Source organism: Pseudomonas sp. ATCC PTA-122608, assembly GCF_001952855.1.
Taxonomy (GTDB): Bacteria; Pseudomonadota; Gammaproteobacteria; order Pseudomonadales; family Pseudomonadaceae; genus Aquipseudomonas.
The window spans coordinates 190,408-207,994 of record NZ_LPNO01000006.1 but is presented as its reverse complement, the minus strand read 5'-3'; the positions used below and the strand labels follow the sequence as shown (position 1 = coordinate 207,994).

The window sequence follows — 17,587 nt, the reverse complement described above, 5'->3', positions numbered from 1 at the left end:
GGCTTGCTGCTGATACTGTACAAAAAACCAGTATCGGTAGAAGTCCCATGCAGTTGATCGAAAAACTCAGCATCCTTGCCGACGCCGCCAAGTACGACGCCTCCTGCGCCAGCAGTGGCGCGCCCAAGCGCAGCTCGGAAGGCAAGGCGGGGCTGGGTTCCACCGATGGCATGGGCATCTGCCACAGCTATACGCCCGACGGTCGCTGCGTGTCCTTGCTCAAGGTATTGCTGACCAACTTCTGCCTCTACGACTGCCAATACTGCGTCAACCGCCGTTCCAGCGACGTGCCCCGTGCACGCTTCAGCCCGGAAGAGGTGGTGACCCTGACCCTCGATTTCTACCGACGTAATTGCGTAAGCGGGCTGTTTCTCAGCTCCGGCATCATCCGTTCGGCCGACTACACCATGGAGCAGTTGGTGCGGGTCGCCAAACTCCTGCGGGAAGAGCATGACTTCCGTGGCTATATCCACCTCAAGACCATTCCCGAAGCCGACCCGGCGCTGATTGCCGAGGCGGGGCGGTATGCCGATCGCCTCAGCGTGAATATCGAGTTGCCGACAGACAAGAGCCTGCAAACCCTGGCGCCCGAGAAGCAGATCGTCTCGATCAAGCAGGCGATGCAAACCATCTACACCGGTGAACAGACCGTGCTTAACGAACCCCGCGCGCCGCGTTTCGCGCCGGCCGGGCAGAGCACGCAGATGATCGTCGGCGCCGATGACACCGACGACAGCACCATCCTCCACAGTGCCGAGGCGTTGTACGGCAATTTCAAATTGCGCCGGGTGTATTACTCGGCGTTCAGCCCGATCCCCAACAGCCCGAAAAGCGTGCCCCTGGCCGCGCCGCCGCTGATGCGCGAGCACCGCTTGTATCAGGCGGATTTCCTGTTGCGCAGCTACGGGTTCAGTGCCAATGAGCTGTTTGAAGGGCCGGGTGACCTGGCCCTGGATATCGACCCGAAACTGGCCTGGGCCCTGGAGCACCGCGAGGTATTCCCGCTGGACTTGAACCGCGCCGAGCCGACGCTTATTGCGCGCATTCCCGGGATCGGCCTGCGCACCACCCAGCGGCTGGTGGACCTGCGTCGCCAGCGCAAGATCCGCTTCGAGGACCTGGCGCGCATGCGTTGTGTGCTGGCCAAGGCCAAGCCGTTTTTCATCACCAGTGACTACCATCCGCAACAGGCGGAAAGCACCAGCGTGCTGCTGCGCGAACAACTGCGCGACCGTCCGCAGCCGCAGCAAATGGGGCTATGGGGATGATCAGCCTGGAATGCGACAACCTGTTCAGCACCTGGCGCGAGCAGGCGCGCTGGTTGCTCAGCCATCAGATTGACCCCAGCCACGTGAGTTGGGGCGTGGCCGAGGTGGCGGACCTGTTTGCCACCGACGAGCAGTACCCGGCGGAGTGCGGGCCGTTCCAGGCGCGGATTCCCAAGGCGCTGCTGGAGCTGCTGGAGTCTGCCGCGTGTTATCACGGTGAACAGCGCTGGAGCCTGTTGTACGAGGTGTTGTGGCGCGTCAGCCATGGGGACCGCACGGCGATGATGTCGGGGGACAAGCTGGGCAGCGAGTTGCAGCGGCGGATCAAGCAGGTGCAGCGCGAGGCACATCACCTGCATGCGTTTGTGCGGTTTATCGCGTTGCCGGCAGAGGCGGGGCCGGAGTTGCCCGAGTACGTGGCTTGGCATGAGCCGGCCCACGACATCTTGAAGGTTGCCAGCCAGCATTTTGTCGGGCGCATGGGGCGTCACCGCTGGATGATCGCCACGCCGTTGGACGGGGTTTATTACGACGGGGAGCAGTTGATGCATCGGCGGCAATGCCCGGTGGAGTGGCAGGCGTTGGCACAGAATGTCGAGGATCCCCACAGTGCGATGTGGCTGACGTACTACAGCCATATCTTTAACCCGGCGCGGTTGAATCCCAAGGTAATGGAAGGGCATTTGCCGAGTCGGTTCTGGAAGAATCTGCCGGAGGGCAAGTTGATTCCGGGGTTGATCAGCGAGGCGCGTACGGGCAAGCAGCGGGATGGGCAGGCGAAGATGATCGGGGCGCGTCCAGGCAAGCGGATTTCAAGCGGGCACGGTTAAAGGTGGGAGCGGGCTTGCTCGCGAATGCGGTGTGTCAGCAGCACATCCAGCGACTGATACACCGCATTCGCGAGCAAGCCCGCTCCCACATTTGATCTCTATTGCCTGGAGGGGCGGGTTCAGGCCAGTTCGGTCGCGGTGTTTTTTACGACCGCCAACTCCGGATGCGCCACCAACTTATCAATGTGCAATTCATCATTGTTCAACCAGGTTTCCGTCAGCACCCGATAGTGCTCCATGTCCCGGCAGCGCATGCGCAGGCTGTAGTCGAACGGCCCGCTGATCAGTTGGCATTCGAACACTTGCGGGCAGGCTTTGACGCATGCCTCGAATGCCTTCTGCGCCGAGCGCCCGCTCTGGTTGGAGAGGGCCACCAGTACCAGCAGTGACAGCCCCGGCGAAACCATCTGCACGTCGATGATCGCCCCATAACCCCGGATGACCCCGCGTCGCTCCAGCTTGCGTACCCGTTCCAGGCACGGCCTGGGCGTCAGGTGCACCAGCGACGAGAGTTTTTCGTAGGTGATGCGTCCCTGGTGCCGTAACACGTCGATGATGGCTTCATCGATGCGGTCCAGCACAGGTGAGGCGTTCGGTCCGGTGGCCTTGGTATCCATGGTGTGTGGTGTTCACTTCAATCGGTTGGAAAGAAATTGCTGCAAGCGTTCGCTGTTCGGCTGGTCGAGGATTTCGGCTCCGCCTTGTTCCTCGACGCGGCCCTGGTGCAGGAACAGCACTTGGCTGGACACCTGACGGGCAAAGCCCATTTCGTGGGTGACCATGAGCATGGTACGACCTTCCTCCGCCAACGTCTGTATGACTTTAAGGACTTCTCCTACAAGTTCAGGGTCGAGGGCCGAGGTGGGTTCGTCGAACAGAATAATCTCCGGTTCCATCGCCAGGGCCCGGGCGATGGCCACGCGCTGTTGCTGGCCACCGGACAGGAATGCCGGATATTGATCCGCCACCCGGCCCGGCAGGCCGACCTTGTCGAGGTACAGGCGTGCGCGTTTTTCCGCCTCTGCGGCGCTCACGCCGAGCACCCGGCGCGGGGCCATGGTGATGTTTTCCAGCACGGTCATGTGGCTCCACAGGTTGAAGTGCTGGAACACCATGGCCAGGCGGGTGCGCAGGTTCTGCAATTGCGCCTGGTGCGGCGCCCGGGTGCCGGCGCGGCCTGGCTGCATTTCGATGCTGATGCCGTCGAGGGTGATGACCCCGGCGTCCGGCTGCTCGAGGAAGTTGATGCAGCGCAGCATCGTGCTTTTGCCGGAGCCGCTGGCGCCGATCAGGCTGATCACGTCGCCGTTGCGTGCGTTCAGCGAGACGCCCTTGAGCACTTCATGTTCGCCATAGCGTTTGTGCAGGCCTTCGACCTGGAGTTTGACGTTGGCATTTTCTGCCATGGCCACCGGTTGGGTAGCGGGGCGTACATCGGTTGGATAAGTGGCCAGGGCCTGCGCGGACTGATTCATGGGTTAGCCTCGGGTAGGAACAAGAAAACGCATCCAGCGACGTTCGGCCAGTCGAAACAGGCCCACCAGTGCATAGGACAGCAGCATGTACAACAGGGCCGCGATGCCGAAGGCCTGGAACGTCAGGAACGTCTCGGCGTTGGCATCGCGGGCCACCTTGAGGATGTCGGCGATGGTGGCGGTAAACGCCAGGGAGGTGGCGTGCAGCATCAGGATCATTTCGTTGCTGTAGGCCGGCAGTGCACGGCGCAGTGCGGCGGGCACCACCACAAACAGGTTCAGGCGCCAGCCGTGCAGGCCGTAGGCCCTGGCAGCTTCGATCTCGCCGTGGGGAATGTTGCGAATCGCCCCGGCAAAGATTTCCACGGTGTAGGCGCAGGTGTTCAGCACAAACGCCAGCAGCGTGCAGTTCAGCGCATTGCGGAAAAACTGGTTGAGCAAGGCGTTGTCCTGCACCACGTCCAGGCCATAGAGGCCGGTGTAGCAAATCAGCAACTGGATATACAGCGGCGTGCCGCGAAACAGGTAGGTGTAGACCTCCACCGGCCAGCGAACCCAGAAGTGCTCCGAGACCCGGGCGATCGCCAGCGGGATCGACAGGAAGAAGCCCAGCACCACCGAGATAATGAACAGCCACAGGGTCATGGCCACCCCGGAAAAGCCGTTGCCGTCGGTGAACAGGTAGGCCAGGCCGTATTGCTGGATCAGTTCGATCATCGCGCCATCCCCTTGATACCCACGTTGTAGCGCCGTTCCAGGCGTTTGAAGATGCGGTTGGAGAGGGTGGTAATCACCAGGTACACCAGGCCCGCGAGGATCAGGAAATACAGCGGGTCATTGGTGGTCTTGCCGGCGTTTTGCGCGGCCTTGACCAGGTCCGAGAGGCCGATGATCGACACCAGCGCCGTGGACTTGAGCAGCACCAGCCAGTTATTGCCCAGGCCCGGCAGGGCAAAGCGCATCAGTTGTGGGAACAGCACCAGGCGAAAGCGCTGCCAGCGGCTCAGGCCGTAGGCGGTAGCGGCTTCGAGTTGGCCGGCGGGCACGCTGAGAATCGCCCCGCGAAAGTTCTCGGTGAAATACGCACCGTAGATAAACCCGAGGGTGATGACACCGGCGGTGAACGGGTCGATTTCGAAGTAAGCCCAGCCGAGCATTTCACTCAGGTCGTTGAGCCACAGTTGCAGGCTGTAGAAAATCAGCAGGATCAGCACCAGGTCCGGCACGCTGCGAATCAGCGTGGTGTAGAGCGTGGCCGGAACCCGCAGCAGCTTGACGCTGGAGAGCTTGGCAGCGGCGGCGATCAGGCCCAGGGACAGGCTCAGCAGCAGCGCCAGGAACGCCAGCTTGACCGTCATCCAGGCACCCTGAGCCAGCAACGGGCCGAAGCCTTGCAAGTTGAGGAATTCATTCATGGAGGAGGAGATCTCTCATAGGTAGGAGCGAGCGTGCTCGCGAAAAACTCAAAGGCCCCGCGTTTACTCTGGGTTCACGCGTTATCGTTGACGATTTTCGCGAGCAAGCTCGCTCCTACAGGGGATTTTTGCCAGGCTTGGGCATCACTCGTTGTAGATATCCTGATCGCCGAAGTATTTCTTCTGGATCTGTGTGTAGGTGCCATCGGCCTGGACGGCGGCGATGCCCTTGTTGATCAGCTCCACCAACTCCTTGTCGTTCTTGCGCAGGCCCATGGCGATGTCGAGCGGCAGGGTCGGGTCCTTGAAGGCCGGGCCGGTCTTGAAGTCGGCGCCTTCAGGCTTGGACAGGAAGTTGAGCTGGGCTTCGAGCTTGTCGGTCAGGGTGGCGTCCAGGCGACCGTTTTGCAGGTCGGCGTAGTTCTGCTCCTGGGACTGGTAAGCCTTGATCTGCGCGCCCAGCCTGGCCAGGTGTGCACGGGCGTAGGCTTCTTGCAGCGAGCCTTGCAGCACGCCGACCTGTTTGCCTTTCAGGGATTCGGGGGTGTCGCCGAAGTCGGCGCTTTTGCGGGTGATCACCGAGGTCGGGCTGAGGAACAGGCGGTCGCTGAAGTCGATGACTTTCTGGCGGGCCGGGGTGACGGCCATGGAGGACATGATGGCGTCGAACTTGCGTGCGCGCAGGGCCGGGATCATGCCGTCGAATTCGTTGTGGACCCACACGCATTTGACTTCAAGCTTGGCGCAGATGGCGTTGCCCAGGTCGATGTCGAAACCTTGCAGGCTGCCATCGGCGGCGACTGATTCAAACGGTGGGTATTCGGGGAAGACCCCAAAGCGGATTTCTTTCCATTCCTGAGCCTGGGCAGCGGTTGCGGCCAATGGCAGGAGCAGCGCAGCGAAAAGTGATCGGAGCGGAGTCATGTGTATTCCCTATATTTTGTAATTGATGTCAGGGCAGTAGAAAACTGAACGCTAAGGTGAAGAGGCTTTTTGTGGCGAGGGAGCTTGATCCCGCTGAGTTGCGTAGCGGCCTCAAAATCCTGGGAGCGCTACGCACTCCAGSGGGAGCAAGCTCCCTCGCCACATTGGGCTGCCTCACCACATTGGGCTGTTTGTTGTCAGAGAGAATGCTTCAAGATGGTGCGTTTTTTGTGTCGTTTACCCCTGCCGCGGCGCGCGGAATGTGCTGTTAAAACGCGAGCTACAGCGGAAACGGCTGTCGCACCCGCTAAATCGGCTTGCCGGTTGGGTTTTTCCGGCCTGCTGCTCACGCAAAGCAGCAGGCCAGAGCGGTCTCAGGCGCGCTTTTTCTGCTGTGCGGCCGGTGCTTGTGCCAGGCGGGCAAACAGGTCCTTGGGGTCGGCCAGGTCCGGTACCAGTTCCAGTTCGCTGCCCACGTCCAGCGCCTTGGCCACGTCCAGCACGTAACGCAGGGCGGAGTAGTCTTCGATGGCAAAACCCACCGAGTCGAACAGGGTGACCTGGCGCGCATTTTCACGGCCCGGGGCCTGGCCGTTGATCACTTGCCACAGCTCGGTGACCGGCGAATCTTCCGGCATGTGCTGGATTTCGCCTTCGATGCGGCTTTGGGGTTCGTACTCGACGATCACACGGGCACGTTCGACGATTCGTCGGTCCAGCTCGGTCTTGCCCGGGCAGTCGCCGCCGACGGCATTAAGGTGCATGCCCGGCTCGATCATCTCGTCCGTGAGGATGGTGGCGTAGGCCTTGTCGGCGGTGACGGTGGTGACGATGTCGGCACCTTTCACGGCTTCGGCCACGCTGCCCGCCAGGATCACCTTGATCGCCGGGAAGGCTTTCAGGTTGGCCGCCAGTTTGGCGGTGGCCTTGGCATCGATGTCGAACAGGCGGATTTCAGTGATGCCCAACATCGCGTGGAAGGCCAGGGCCTGGAACTCGCTCTGGGAGCCATTGCCGATCAACGCCATGCTGCGGCTGTTGTCCCGGGCCAGGTAACGCGCTACCAGGGCCGAGGTGGCGGCGGTGCGGATCGCGGTGGTCAGGGTCATTTCCGCCAGCAGTACCGGTTTGCCGGTGTCCACATCGCCGAGTGCGCCGAAGGCCATGACGGTGAGCATGCCGCTCTGGGTGTTTTTCGGGTGGCCGTTGACGTATTTGAAGGCGTAGAGCGAGGCGTCGGACACCGGCATCAACTCGATCACGCCCTCGGGCGAATGGTTGGCCAGGCGTGCGCATTTTTCAAAGTCCTGCCAGCGCAGGTAGTCGGCGCGGATGTACTCGGCCATCTCGGTGATGCAGGTTTGCAGGCCTTTTTGCGAAACCAGGTAGCTCAAGTCGTTGACGTCGATATAGCGGGTCATGGGAAGACTCCTTATTGAAATGAGCGGCGGGTGGGCAGATGCACTTCCGCCAACATGCAGCGGGCACTGCCGCCGCCGATGCGTTCGATGTTGTCGATGTTCACCACCACCGGGCGGGTGTGGCGTTCCACATGCTGGCGCTGGGCCGGCTTGAGCGAGCCCCAGGCGCTGGCCGACATCACCAGCAGCGGCTGACCGTTGCGGTCATGGATTTCCAGCATGTTGCCGGCGAAGGCTTCCAGTTGGTCGAAGTCCAGGGCGACGATGTCTTTGCCGGTGTCGCGCAGGGAGCGTTCCAGGGCCTGGCGCTCGTGGTCGTCGGGCAGGGCTTGCAGGCACACCACGGAAAGGTCGCGGCCGACGCTCATCATCACGTTGCTGTGGTAGATCGGCGCGTGGTGGCGGTCGACGGCGTGGAATACGCAGAGTTGGTAGTCGAGGCGTTCGGCGAACTGGCGCAGGGCGTCCTGATGGGTACGCCCGGAATGGCAGGCGTAGCTGATGCGGTGCTGGCGGTCGAGGACCATGCTGCCGGTGCCTTCCAGGAACATGTTCTGTTGTTCAAGGTGGCTGAAGTCGATGGTGTTGTGGATCGCGAAGCGCTGCTCCAGTACTTGCAGCACGCCTTTGTCGCGCTCCAGTCGTCGGTTCTGGCCTTCCATCGGGTACAGCACCAGGCTGCCGTCGGCGTGGCTGCTCCACCAGTTGTTGGGGAAGATCGAATCCGGGGTGTGGGGAGCGGGGGTGTCTTGTACCACCAGCACTTCCACGCCGTGGTGGCGCAGGGTATCGACGTAGCCGTCGAACTCTTCCAGCGCTTTCTGCTGTGCAGCCAATGGGTCGAGGGGCACGCGCTGGAAGCGGTTGTTGATCGCGGTGTCCGGGTTAAAGGCGAAGTGCGCCGGGCGGATCATCAGGACGGTGTTGGTGGTTTGCATGGGTGCACGGGTCCATGGGGTTGGGCAGTGAAGCTATTTTGTGCGGTGTGACGGAAGAATCCCGGCTGAAGTGAGGGGGTGGCTCAGCCGGGAAAGCTGAAAAGTGGGGTGGTGCAGCCGAATCGGCTGTGAAGGTGAGTGGAGATCGAAATGTGGGAGCTGGCTTGCCTGCGATAGCGGTGTATCAGCCAATCAAGCGTTGACTGACAGACCGCTATCGCAGGCAAGCCAGCTCCCACATTAGTATGGGGACGTTGCAGGAATTGAGTCCGTCATTAAGGAGTGCCCATGCCCACTGAAGTTCGTCTCGCCCAAACCACCGATGCCGAGGGCATCAGCCAGGTCATTCTGGCGGCCCTGCATGACAGCAATGCCCGGGATTATCCGGCTGATGTGATTGCGCGGGTGGCGAGCAACTTTACCCCCGAGGCGGTGCTGGGATTGCTTGGACGTCGAACGGTGCTGGTGGCGATTCAGGATGAGGTGATCGTTGCCACGGCGGCGCTTGATGCCAATGTTGTGCGCTCGGTGTTCGTCAATCCGGCGCTGCAAGGGCAGGGCATCGGGCGTTTGCTGATGATTGAAATCGAGCTGCGGGCGCGGGAGGCCGGGGTGACGACGCTGAATGTGCCGTCTTCGCTGACGGCCGAGCCGTTCTATACCAAGCTGGGGTTTCATACGGTACGCGATGTTTACCATGGTAATGAACGCACGCTGGTGATGGAGAAGTCGCTGTCATCGCGCCATCCCATTGGCGCCTATCGCGACCGGCCGCATCGGGCGCAGGTGGTAGCGCTGTGGCAGGCGGCGTTTGGTTATGACGCGGCGCACAACCTGCCGGGCCTGGCGATCGATAAGAAGCTGGCGGTCAACGATGGGTTGTTTTTTGTGGCCACTGACAAGAAAGCGGTGATCGGCACCATTCTCGCCGGCTACGACGGGCATCGTGGCTGGCTGTATTCGGTGGCGGTGCATAACGATTATCGCCGTCAGGGCCTGGGCGCTTCGCTGGTGCGGCATGCGGAACAGGCGTTGACTGCGTTGGGCTGCATGAAGATCAACCTGCAGATCACCAGCGGCAATGATGCGGTGATGGGGTTTTATGAGGCGTTGGGTTATGGCGCCGAGCCGCGGATCAGCATGGGCAAGAAGATCCTGGAAAACATCCCGACGGATAAAGCCTGAACTTCGGTTTTCCAAACACTGAAATCAAATGTGGGAGCGGGCTTGCTCGCGAATGCGGAGTATCAGTCAATAAATCTGTCGACTGACACTCCGCTTTCGCGAGCAAGCCCGCTCCCACATTTTGGTTTTGCAGTGTTGCTTAGACCTTGACGATCCAGCCCTCAGGCGCTTCTACGTCGCCGGACTGTACGCCAGTCAGCTCTTTGTAGAGCTTCTGGGTGACCGGGCCGACTTCTTTTTCGCTGTAGAACACGTGCAGCTGGTCTTTGTACTCGATGCCGCCGATCGGGGTGATCACGGCTGCGGTGCCGCAGGCGCCGGCTTCCTTGAAGTCCGACAGCTTGTCGATCAGCACGTCGCCTTCAACCACTTCCAGGCCCAGGCGGGATTTGGCCAGCTCGATCAGCGACAGGCGGGTGATGCCTGGCAACACCGACGGCGAGTTCGGGGTGACGAACTTGTTGTCGTGGGTGATCCCGAAGAAGTTGGCCGAGCCGACTTCTTCGATTTTCGAGTGGGTGGCCGGGTCGAGGTAGATGCAGTCGGCGAAGTTGGCTTTTTTCGCCAGGGAACCAGGCATCAGGCTGGCGGCGTAGTTGCCACCGACCTTGGCCGCGCCGGTGCCGTTCGGCGCGGCACGGTCGTAACCGGAGATCAGGAAGTTGTGCGGGGTCAGGCCGCCCTTGAAGTAGGCGCCCACCGGGATGCAGAAGATCGAGAAGATGAACTCTGGTGCGGTGCGCACGCCGATGTTGTCACCGGTGCCGATCACGAACGGGCGCAGGTACAGCGCGCCGCCGGTGCCGTAGGGCGGGATGAACCGCTCGTTGGCGCGGACTACTGCTTTGCAGGCTTCGATGAAGGCGTCGGTCGGCACTTGTGGCATCAGCAGGCGGCCACAGCTGCGCTGCATGCGCGCGGCGTTCTGGTCCGGACGGAACAGGTTGATCGAACCGTCCTTGCAGCGGTAGGCCTTGAGGCCTTCAAAGCATTGCTGGCCGTAGTGCAGGGCGGTGGAGCCCTCGCTGATGTGCAGCACGTTGTCGTCGGTCAGGGTGCCTTCTTGCCAGGCGCCGTCTTTCCAGGTCTGGAGGAAACGCTTGTCGGTCTTGATGTAGTCAAAACCCAGCTTGTCCCAATTGATGCTTTCGTTACCCATGACACCCTCTATCTTTTGTCAACCGCCTGATCGAAGGCAGGCTTATGGTTTATTTCTGGATGGGCGCAACAATACTTCATTCCCCGGTGCGTTCGCACCCCCTGTAGGAGCGAGCTTGCTCGCGAAGGTCGTGAACGATGACGCTGGAAACCTGGTGCCCAGCGGTATTCTCCGGTTTTTTCGCGAGCAAGCTCGCTCCTACAGTTGGGAGTTGGGTGTGATCGCCCGTTACATGTGCAATGCGTGCCCCAGGGCCCGCAGCGCTGCTTCCTGCACCGCTTCGCCGAGGGTTGGGTGGGCGTGGATGGTGCCCGCCACGTCTTCCAGGCGTGATCCCATTTCCAGGCTCAGGCCGAAGGCGGTGGACAATTCCGAGACGCCCACACCGACCGCTTGCCAACCGACGATCAGGTGATTGTCGCGGCGCGCCACTACCCGCACGAAGCCGGTTTTCGACTCCAGGGTCATCGCCCGGCCATTGGCGGCGAACGGGAAGCTCGAGACGATGCAGTCCAGGCCTGCGGCCTTGGCCTCGTCCGGGGTCTTGCCGACTACCACCAGTTCCGGGTCGGTGAAGCACACCGCCGGGATCGCAGCCGGGTTGAATTCGCGGGATTTACCGCTGATCAGTTCGGCAACCATTTCGCCCTGGGCCATGGCGCGGTGGGCGAGCATCGGCTCACCGCTGAGGTCGCCGATGGCCCACACGTTGCGCATGCTGGTCTGGCAACGGCTATCGATCTTGATCGCCGAGCCGTTCATGTCCAGGTTCAAGGCTTCGAGGTTCCAGCCCTGGGTGTTGGGCTTGCGACCAACGGCAACCAGCACCTGGTCGGTTTCCAGCGACAGCGTCTCGCCGCTGGGGTCGCGCACTTGCAGGGTGTTGTTTTCAAAGCCGGTGACGCTGTGTTTCAGGAACACCTTCACCCCCAACTGCTTCAGGGATTCGGCCACCGGTTGGGTCAGTTCGGCGTCGTAGGCCGGCAGGATTCGGTCCTGAGCCTCAACCACGCTGACCTCGGCGCCGAGCTTGCGATAGGCAATCCCCAGCTCCAGGCCGATGTAACCACCGCCCACCACGATCAAGCGTTTAGGGATGCGTTTCGGCGCCAGAGCTTCGGTGGACGAGATGATCGGCCCGCCAATCGGCAGCATTGGCAGGTTGACACTTTTCGAGCCGGTGGCCAGCAGCAGGTGTTCACACTGAATGCGCTGGTCGCCGACGTCGACGGTCTTGCCGTCCACGACCTTGGCCCAGCCATGAATGACCTGGACCTTGTGCTTTTTCAGCAGCGCGGCAACGCCGGTGGTCAGGCGGTCAACGATGCCGTCTTTCCATTCCACGCTTTTGCCGATGTCCAGGGTCGGCACATCGACTTCGATGCCCAGCGGCGAACCCTGGCTGTGGTGCACGGTTTGCTGGAACTGTTCGGCGACATGGATCAGTGCCTTGGACGGAATGCAGCCGATATTCAGGCAGGTGCCGCCCAACGATTGGCCCTCCACCAGAATGGTCGGGATGCCCAGTTGGCCGGCGCGAATCGCTGCGACGTAACCGCCAGGCCCGCCGCCGATAATCAGCAGCGTGGTGTGCAATGTTTGAGACATGGGTTACTCCAGGAACAGGCTGGCGGGTTGTTCGAGCAGGCCACGGATGGCCTGGATGAATTGCGCCGCGTCCATGCCATCGACCACCCGGTGATCGAAGGAACTGGAGAGGTTCATCATCTTGCGGATTACAATCTGGCCCTTGATCACCATCGGCCGCTCGACAATCCGGTTGACTCCGACGATGGCCACTTCCGGCAGGTTCAGCACTGGTGTGCTGACGATCCCGCCCAATGCGCCCAGGCTGGTCAGGGTAATGCTCGAACCCGACAGCTCATCGCGACTGGCCTTGCCATTGCGCGCAGCATTTGCCAGACGATTGATTTCTTCCGCCGTGCCCCACAAGTTGCGGGCTTCGGCGTGACGCACCACCGGCACCATCAGGCCGACATCGCTCTGGGTGGCGACGCCCACATGCACCGCGCCGAGGCGGGTGATGACCTGGGCTTCGTCGTCATAACGCGCGTTGATCTGCGGGTAGTCGCGCAATGCGACGACCATGGCCCGCACCAGGAACGGCAGCAGGGTCAGCTTGCCGCGGGTGGCGCCGTGTTTCTCGTTGAGGTGCACGCGCAACTCGTCGAGGGCCGTGACGTCGATCTCCTCCACGTAGCTGAAATGCGCGGCGCGTCGGGTGGCGTCCTGCATGCGCTGGGCGATCTTGCGGCGCATGCCGATCACCGGGATTTGCTGTTCGTCGTTGCGTTCGGCGTACGGGTTGGAGGCACCGGTATTTTTCGCCGGACCCTGGAGCAAGTAAGCGTCCAGATCTTCATGCAGAATCCGGCCGGCCGGGCCGGAGCCCTGGACCAGTCGTAGCTGGATGCCAGCATCCAGCGCATGTTTGCGCACGGCCGGGGAGGCCAGCGGGCGGTCATCGGCCTCGCGGGCGACGGGCGCTTGCGCAGCCGCCACTGCAGGTTTGGCTGCCGGCTTGGGCTCAACCACCGGCGCGGCCTTGGCTTCGACTTTCGGTGAAGGAGCCGGTGCAGGCGCGACCTCTTCAACCACCGCCGACAACGCCGACTCCCTGGTATTGCCTGCGCCTTCCACTTCAATGCTGATCAAGATACTGCCGACCGCCATGACTTCACCTGGCTCGCCGCCGAGGGAAATCACCTTGCCGTGCACCGGCGACGGAATGTCCACCATGGCCTTGTCGGTCATCACGTCCGCCAGCACCTGGTCTTCTACCACCAGGTCGCCGACCTTGACGTGCCATACCGACAATTCAACTTCTGCGATGCCTTCGCCAATGTCCGGCATCTTGATAACGTGCGTGCCCATTCAGACCTCCATAACCCGATGCAAAGCCGCGCCCACTCGGGTCGGGCCAGGGAAATACGCCCACTCTTGCGCGTGCGGGTAGGGGGTGTCCCAACCGGTGACGCGCTCGATTGGCGCTTCCAGGTAGTGGAAGCAATGCTCCTGCACCAGCGCCACCAACTCGGCGCCGAACCCGCAGGTACGGGTGGCTTCGTGAACGATCACGCAGCGGCGGGTTTTCTTCACGGAATTGACGATGGTTTCCAGGTCCAGCGGCCACAGGCTGCGCAAGTCGATGACTTCAGCATCGATGCCGGTTTCTTCGGCGGCGACTTGCGACACATACACCGTGGTGCCGTAGGTGAGGATGGTCACGTCCTTGCCCGGGCGGGCGATGGCGGCCACGTCCAGCGGCACGGTGTAGTAACCGTCCGGTACTTGCGCTTGCGGATGCTTCGACCACGGGGTTACCGGGCGGTCGTGGTGGCCGTCGAACGGGCCGTTATACAGGCGCTTGGGTTCGAGGAAGATCACCGGGTCATCGTTTTCGATGGAAGCGATCAGCAAGCCCTTGGCGTCGTACGGGTTGGATGGCATCACCGTGCGCAGGCCGCAGACCTGGGTGAACACCGCTTCAATACTCTGGCTGTGGGTCTGGCCGCCGTAGATGCCGCCGCCGCAGGGCATGCGCATGGTCAGCGGTGCAGTGAACTGGCCGGCCGAACGGTAACGCAGGCGGGCCGCTTCGGAAATGATCTGGTCGGTGGCGGGGTACACGTAGTCGGCGAACTGAATCTCGGCCACCGGCCGCAGGCCATAGGCGCCCATGCCGACGGCCACGCCGACGATCCCGCTTTCGGAGATCGGCGCGTCAAACACCCGCGAGGTGCCGTATTTGTTCTGCAAGCCTTCGGTGCAACGGAACACGCCGCCGAAGTAACCGACGTCCTGGCCGAACACCACCACATTGTCGTCGCGCTCAAGCATCACATCCATGGCCGAGCGCAAGGCCTGGATCATGGTCATGGTCGTGGTGGTCATGGCGGTTTCCAGCTCGATATTGTTGTTGTGATCGTTCATGTCAGACCCCCAACTCTTGACGCTGGCGCTTCAAGTGCTCCGGCATCTCTTTATAGACGTCTTCGAACATGGTCGCGGCGCTTGGAATCTGGCCACCGGCCAGGGTGCCGTACTGTTCGGCTTCTTTCTGGGCCTTGATCACTTCGGCTTCAAGTTCGGCACTGACCGCCGCGTGTTCCTCTTCGGACCACTGGTTGATGCGGATCAGGTGCTGCTTGAGGCGAGCAATCGGGTCGCCCAGCGGGAAGTGGCTCCAGTCGTCGGCGGGACGGTATTTGGACGGGTCGTCTGAAGTGGAGTGCGGGCCGGCGCGATAGGTCACCCACTCGATCAGGGTTGGCCCCAGGTTGCGACGGGCGCGTTCGGCGGCCCAGGCGGAGGCGGCGTACACCGCGACAAAATCGTTGCCGTCCACCCGCAGGGAGGCGATGCCGCAACCCACGCCGCGTCCGGCAAAGGTCGTGGCTTCACCGCCGGCGATGGCCTGGAAGGTGGAGATCGCCCACTGGTTATTCACTACGTTAAGGATCACCGGCGCCCGGTACACGTGGGCGAAGGTGAGGGCGGTGTGGAAGTCGGACTCAGCGGTGGCGCCGTCGCCGATCCAGGCCGAGGCAATCTTGGTATCGCCCTTGATCGCCGAGGCCATGCCCCAGCCCACACCCTGTACGAATTGCGTGGCGAGGTTGCCGGAAATCGTGAAGAAGCCGAAGTCTTTTACCGAGTACATGATCGGCAACTGGCGGCCCTTGAGCGGGTCGCGCTCGTTGGACAGCAGTTGGCAGATCAGGTCTGCCAGCGGCACTTCGCGGGCCATCAGGATGCTTTGCTGGCGGTAGGTGGGGAAGCACATGTCGTCGATGTTCAACGCCAGGGCCTGGGCGCTGCCGATGGCTTCTTCGCCGAGGCTTTGCATGTAGAACGACATCTTTTTCTGACGCTGGGCGACCACCATGCGGTTGTCGAAAATCCGCGTCTTGAGCATGGCGCGCATGCCCTTGCGCAGAATCTCGACCGGCACGCCTTCAGCCCACGGGCCGAGGGCCTGGCCCTGATCGTCGAGCACGCGAATCAGGCCTTTGGCCAGGTCGGCGGTGTCGGCGGGTTCTACGTCAATTGGGGGTTTGCGCACCGTGCCTGCGTCAGTCAGGCGCAGGTAGGTAAAGTCGGTCTTGCAGCCTGGGCGGCCCGAGGGTTCGGGGACGTGCAGGCGCAGTGGTTCATACTGCTGAGTCATGGCTTTCTACGCTCTATCTTGTGAATTTCTTGTAGTGGGCGCGGTAGCTGACAGTCCGTCTTCGGGTAGAAGAAATCTTGTCCTACAACAATCATAGGCTCGGGGCAGGAGAATATTTATCTCTGTTTCATTGCGTTGGAGATCATTTGGGGATAAAAAAACTGCATAAACATAATAAACAGGTGGTTTTGTCTCATGCGCAAACTGGACCGTATCGATATCGGTATTCTGAACGCCCTTCAGGAGAACGCCCGCATCACCAACGCCGACCTGGCCCGCTCGGTGAACCTGTCGCCCACCCCGTGTTTCAACCGGGTCAAGGCCATGGAAGAGCTGGGGCTTATTCGCGACCAAGTGACACTGCTGGACGCCGACCTGCTGGGGCTGCACGTCAATGTGTTCATCCACGTCAGCCTGGAAAAACAGAACGAACTGGCGTTGCAGCAATTTGAAGGGGCGATTTCGGATCGTCCCGAAGTGATGGAGTGCTACCTGATGGCCGGCGATCCCGACTATTTGATTCGGGTGCTGGTGCCCACCATCCAGTCCCTGGAGCGCTTCATGATGGACTTCCTGACCAAAGTCCCCGGTGTCGCCAACATCCGCTCCAGCTTTGCCCTCAAGCAAGTGCGCTACAAAACTGCGCTGCCGCTACCGGCGAATGGCATCAACCTCGGTTAATGAGCGACACAAAACAAATGTGGGAGCGGGCTTGCTCGCGAATGCGGTGTACCAGTCTATATCTTCGGTGACTGACACTCCGCATTCGCGAGCAAGCCCGCTCCCACATTTTGTAATGCGTTTCACAGTTGGTTGAGCGGAATCTTCAGATACACCACCCCATTCTCCTCCGCCGGCGGCATCACCCCGGCCCGCACATTCACCTGAATCGCCGGCAGCAACAATGTAGGCATGCCCAACCCGGCATCCCGCGTGGTGCGCATCTCGACAAACGCCGCCTCATCCACCCCATCATGCACATGAATATTCCCCGCCCTTTGCTCAGCCACTGTAGTCAGACACTTGGCGGCGCGCCCTTCGGGCGGATAGTCATGGCAGACATACAGGCGGGTCTGCGGCGGGAACGCCAACAACTTGCGCATCGACGCAAAGAGCTGGCGCGCATCGCCGCCAGGGAAATCGCAGCGCGCCGTCCCCACATCCGGCATGAACAGCGTGTCGCCCACCAGAATCAACTGGTCATCAATCAGGTAAGCCATATCCGCCGGCGTATGCCCCGGTACATGTAGCGCCTGGGCCTTCAGATTACCGATGTGAAACACCTCATCCGGCGCAAACAGGTGGTCGAACTGCGACCCATCTACCCGAAACTCCGGTTCCAGGTTGAACAGGTTCTTGAACACCCCCTGTACCTTGCTGATGGACTCCCCAATCGCGATCTTGCCCCCCAGCTGCCGACGCAGATACGGCGCCGCCGACAAGTGATCCGCATGGGCATGGGTTTCCAGCAACCACTGCACCTGCAAGCGATGCTCGCGCACAAACGCGACCACCTTGTCCGCCTGGCCGGTACCGGTGCGTCCGGAGGCCGGGTCGTAGTTGAGCACCGAATCAACGATGGCGCATTGGCCACCGTCCGTTTCATAGACGACGTAGGTGTAGGTCGACGACGCCTCGTCCAGAAAGGATTGAATCAACGCTGACATGACGTGTTTCCCAGATAGCTAATGGCGACTTACATTCAGTTAGGTTTCCACATAACCTTGTGAGCTTAAGTGAATTAAAGGACCCGAGGCAAAGGATGGCATCGTGGTGGCAAA

The 17,587-nt window shown here is 61.4% G+C and carries 17 protein-coding genes; 4 read left to right on the top strand and 13 right to left on the bottom strand.

Going from position 1 to position 17,587, the window contains the following annotated elements; translation table 11 throughout:
* Nucleotides 1–47 precede the first annotated feature (47 nt).
* Nucleotides 48–1,268, top strand: coding sequence for a putative DNA modification/repair radical SAM protein (locus AU074_RS08100; RefSeq protein WP_017476886.1), 1,221 nt, complete (start codon nt 48–50; stop codon nt 1,266–1,268).
* Nucleotides 1,265–2,098 (top strand): TIGR03915 family putative DNA repair protein, encoded by an 834-nt coding sequence (locus AU074_RS08095; RefSeq protein ID WP_076014277.1) that lies wholly within the window; start codon nt 1,265–1,267, stop codon nt 2,096–2,098. The genes AU074_RS08100 and AU074_RS08095 overlap by 4 nt, the downstream gene beginning before the upstream one ends.
* Before the next feature lie 119 nt (nt 2,099–2,217).
* Here the strand turns inward: AU074_RS08095 and AU074_RS08090 are convergent, their stop codons facing one another.
* The 7 genes from AU074_RS08090 to ctlX form a co-directional block, all read right to left on the bottom strand.
* The gene (locus tag AU074_RS08090; protein WP_003208571.1) at nt 2,218–2,715 is read right to left on the bottom strand and encodes an Lrp/AsnC family transcriptional regulator; all 498 of its coding nucleotides are present in this window, start codon (nt 2,713–2,715) and stop codon (nt 2,218–2,220) included.
* Nucleotides 2,716–2,727: 12 nt separating this feature from the next.
* Nucleotides 2,728–3,573, bottom strand: coding sequence for an ABC transporter ATP-binding protein (locus AU074_RS08085; RefSeq protein ID WP_305886493.1), 846 nt, complete (start codon nt 3,571–3,573; stop codon nt 2,728–2,730).
* A 3-nt stretch (nt 3,574–3,576) separates the two neighbouring features.
* On the bottom strand, nt 3,577–4,290 hold the full coding sequence (locus tag AU074_RS08080; protein WP_076014276.1) for an ABC transporter permease: 714 nt from the start codon (nt 4,288–4,290) through the stop codon (nt 3,577–3,579).
* Nucleotides 4,287–4,988 (bottom strand): ABC transporter permease, encoded by a 702-nt coding sequence (locus AU074_RS08075; protein ID WP_076014275.1) that lies wholly within the window; start codon nt 4,986–4,988, stop codon nt 4,287–4,289. The genes AU074_RS08080 and AU074_RS08075 overlap by 4 nt, the downstream gene beginning before the upstream one ends.
* Nucleotides 4,989–5,132: 144 nt before the next feature.
* Entirely contained in the window at nt 5,133–5,912 is a 780-nt protein-coding gene (locus AU074_RS08070; RefSeq protein WP_076014274.1) for an ABC transporter substrate-binding protein, read from the bottom strand.
* A 374-nt stretch (nt 5,913–6,286) separates the two neighbouring features.
* Nucleotides 6,287–7,333 carry an ornithine cyclodeaminase gene (locus tag AU074_RS08065; RefSeq protein WP_076014273.1) on the bottom strand — a complete coding sequence of 349 codons (1,047 nt, stop codon included), beginning with the start codon at nt 7,331–7,333 and terminating at the stop codon, nt 6,287–6,289.
* Between the two features lie 11 nt (nt 7,334–7,344).
* On the bottom strand, nt 7,345–8,271 hold the full coding sequence (ctlX, locus tag AU074_RS08060; protein WP_076014272.1) for a citrulline utilization hydrolase CtlX: 927 nt from the start codon (nt 8,269–8,271) through the stop codon (nt 7,345–7,347).
* Between the two features lie 288 nt (nt 8,272–8,559).
* Here ctlX and AU074_RS08055 point away from each other — a divergent pair, with 288 nt between their 5' ends.
* Nucleotides 8,560–9,456, top strand: coding sequence for a GNAT family acetyltransferase (locus AU074_RS08055; RefSeq protein ID WP_076014271.1), 897 nt, complete (start codon nt 8,560–8,562; stop codon nt 9,454–9,456).
* Between the two features lie 139 nt (nt 9,457–9,595).
* Here AU074_RS08055 and AU074_RS08050 read toward each other — a convergent pair whose 3' ends face one another.
* From AU074_RS08050 to AU074_RS08030, 5 genes are all read right to left on the bottom strand, one after another.
* Entirely contained in the window at nt 9,596–10,615 is a 1,020-nt protein-coding gene (locus tag AU074_RS08050) for a branched-chain amino acid aminotransferase (RefSeq protein ID WP_076014270.1), read from the bottom strand.
* Between the two features lie 228 nt (nt 10,616–10,843).
* Nucleotides 10,844–12,223, bottom strand: coding sequence for a dihydrolipoyl dehydrogenase (gene lpdA, locus AU074_RS08045; protein ID WP_076014269.1), 1,380 nt, complete (start codon nt 12,221–12,223; stop codon nt 10,844–10,846).
* A gap of 3 nt (nt 12,224–12,226) precedes the next feature.
* Nucleotides 12,227–13,510, bottom strand: coding sequence for a dihydrolipoamide acetyltransferase family protein (locus AU074_RS08040; protein WP_076014268.1), 1,284 nt, complete (start codon nt 13,508–13,510; stop codon nt 12,227–12,229).
* Nucleotides 13,511–14,569: an alpha-ketoacid dehydrogenase subunit beta gene (locus AU074_RS08035; RefSeq protein WP_003212859.1), complete on the bottom strand. Its 1,059-nt coding sequence runs from the start codon at nt 14,567–14,569 to the stop codon at nt 13,511–13,513.
* Nucleotide 14,570: 1 nt separating this feature from the next.
* The gene (locus tag AU074_RS08030; RefSeq protein ID WP_076014267.1) at nt 14,571–15,806 is read right to left on the bottom strand and encodes a 3-methyl-2-oxobutanoate dehydrogenase (2-methylpropanoyl-transferring) subunit alpha; all 1,236 of its coding nucleotides are present in this window, start codon (nt 15,804–15,806) and stop codon (nt 14,571–14,573) included.
* A gap of 195 nt (nt 15,807–16,001) precedes the next feature.
* On the opposite strand from AU074_RS08030, the gene bkdR reads away from it, so the two are divergent.
* The gene (gene bkdR, locus AU074_RS08025; RefSeq protein ID WP_003212855.1) at nt 16,002–16,487 is read left to right on the top strand and encodes a Bkd operon transcriptional regulator BkdR; all 486 of its coding nucleotides are present in this window, start codon (nt 16,002–16,004) and stop codon (nt 16,485–16,487) included.
* 122 nt (nt 16,488–16,609) lie between these two features.
* Here the strand turns inward: bkdR and AU074_RS08020 are convergent, their stop codons facing one another.
* Nucleotides 16,610–17,473: an MBL fold metallo-hydrolase gene (locus AU074_RS08020; RefSeq protein ID WP_076014266.1), complete on the bottom strand. Its 864-nt coding sequence runs from the start codon at nt 17,471–17,473 to the stop codon at nt 16,610–16,612.
* Nucleotides 17,474–17,587: the final 114 nt, after the last annotated feature.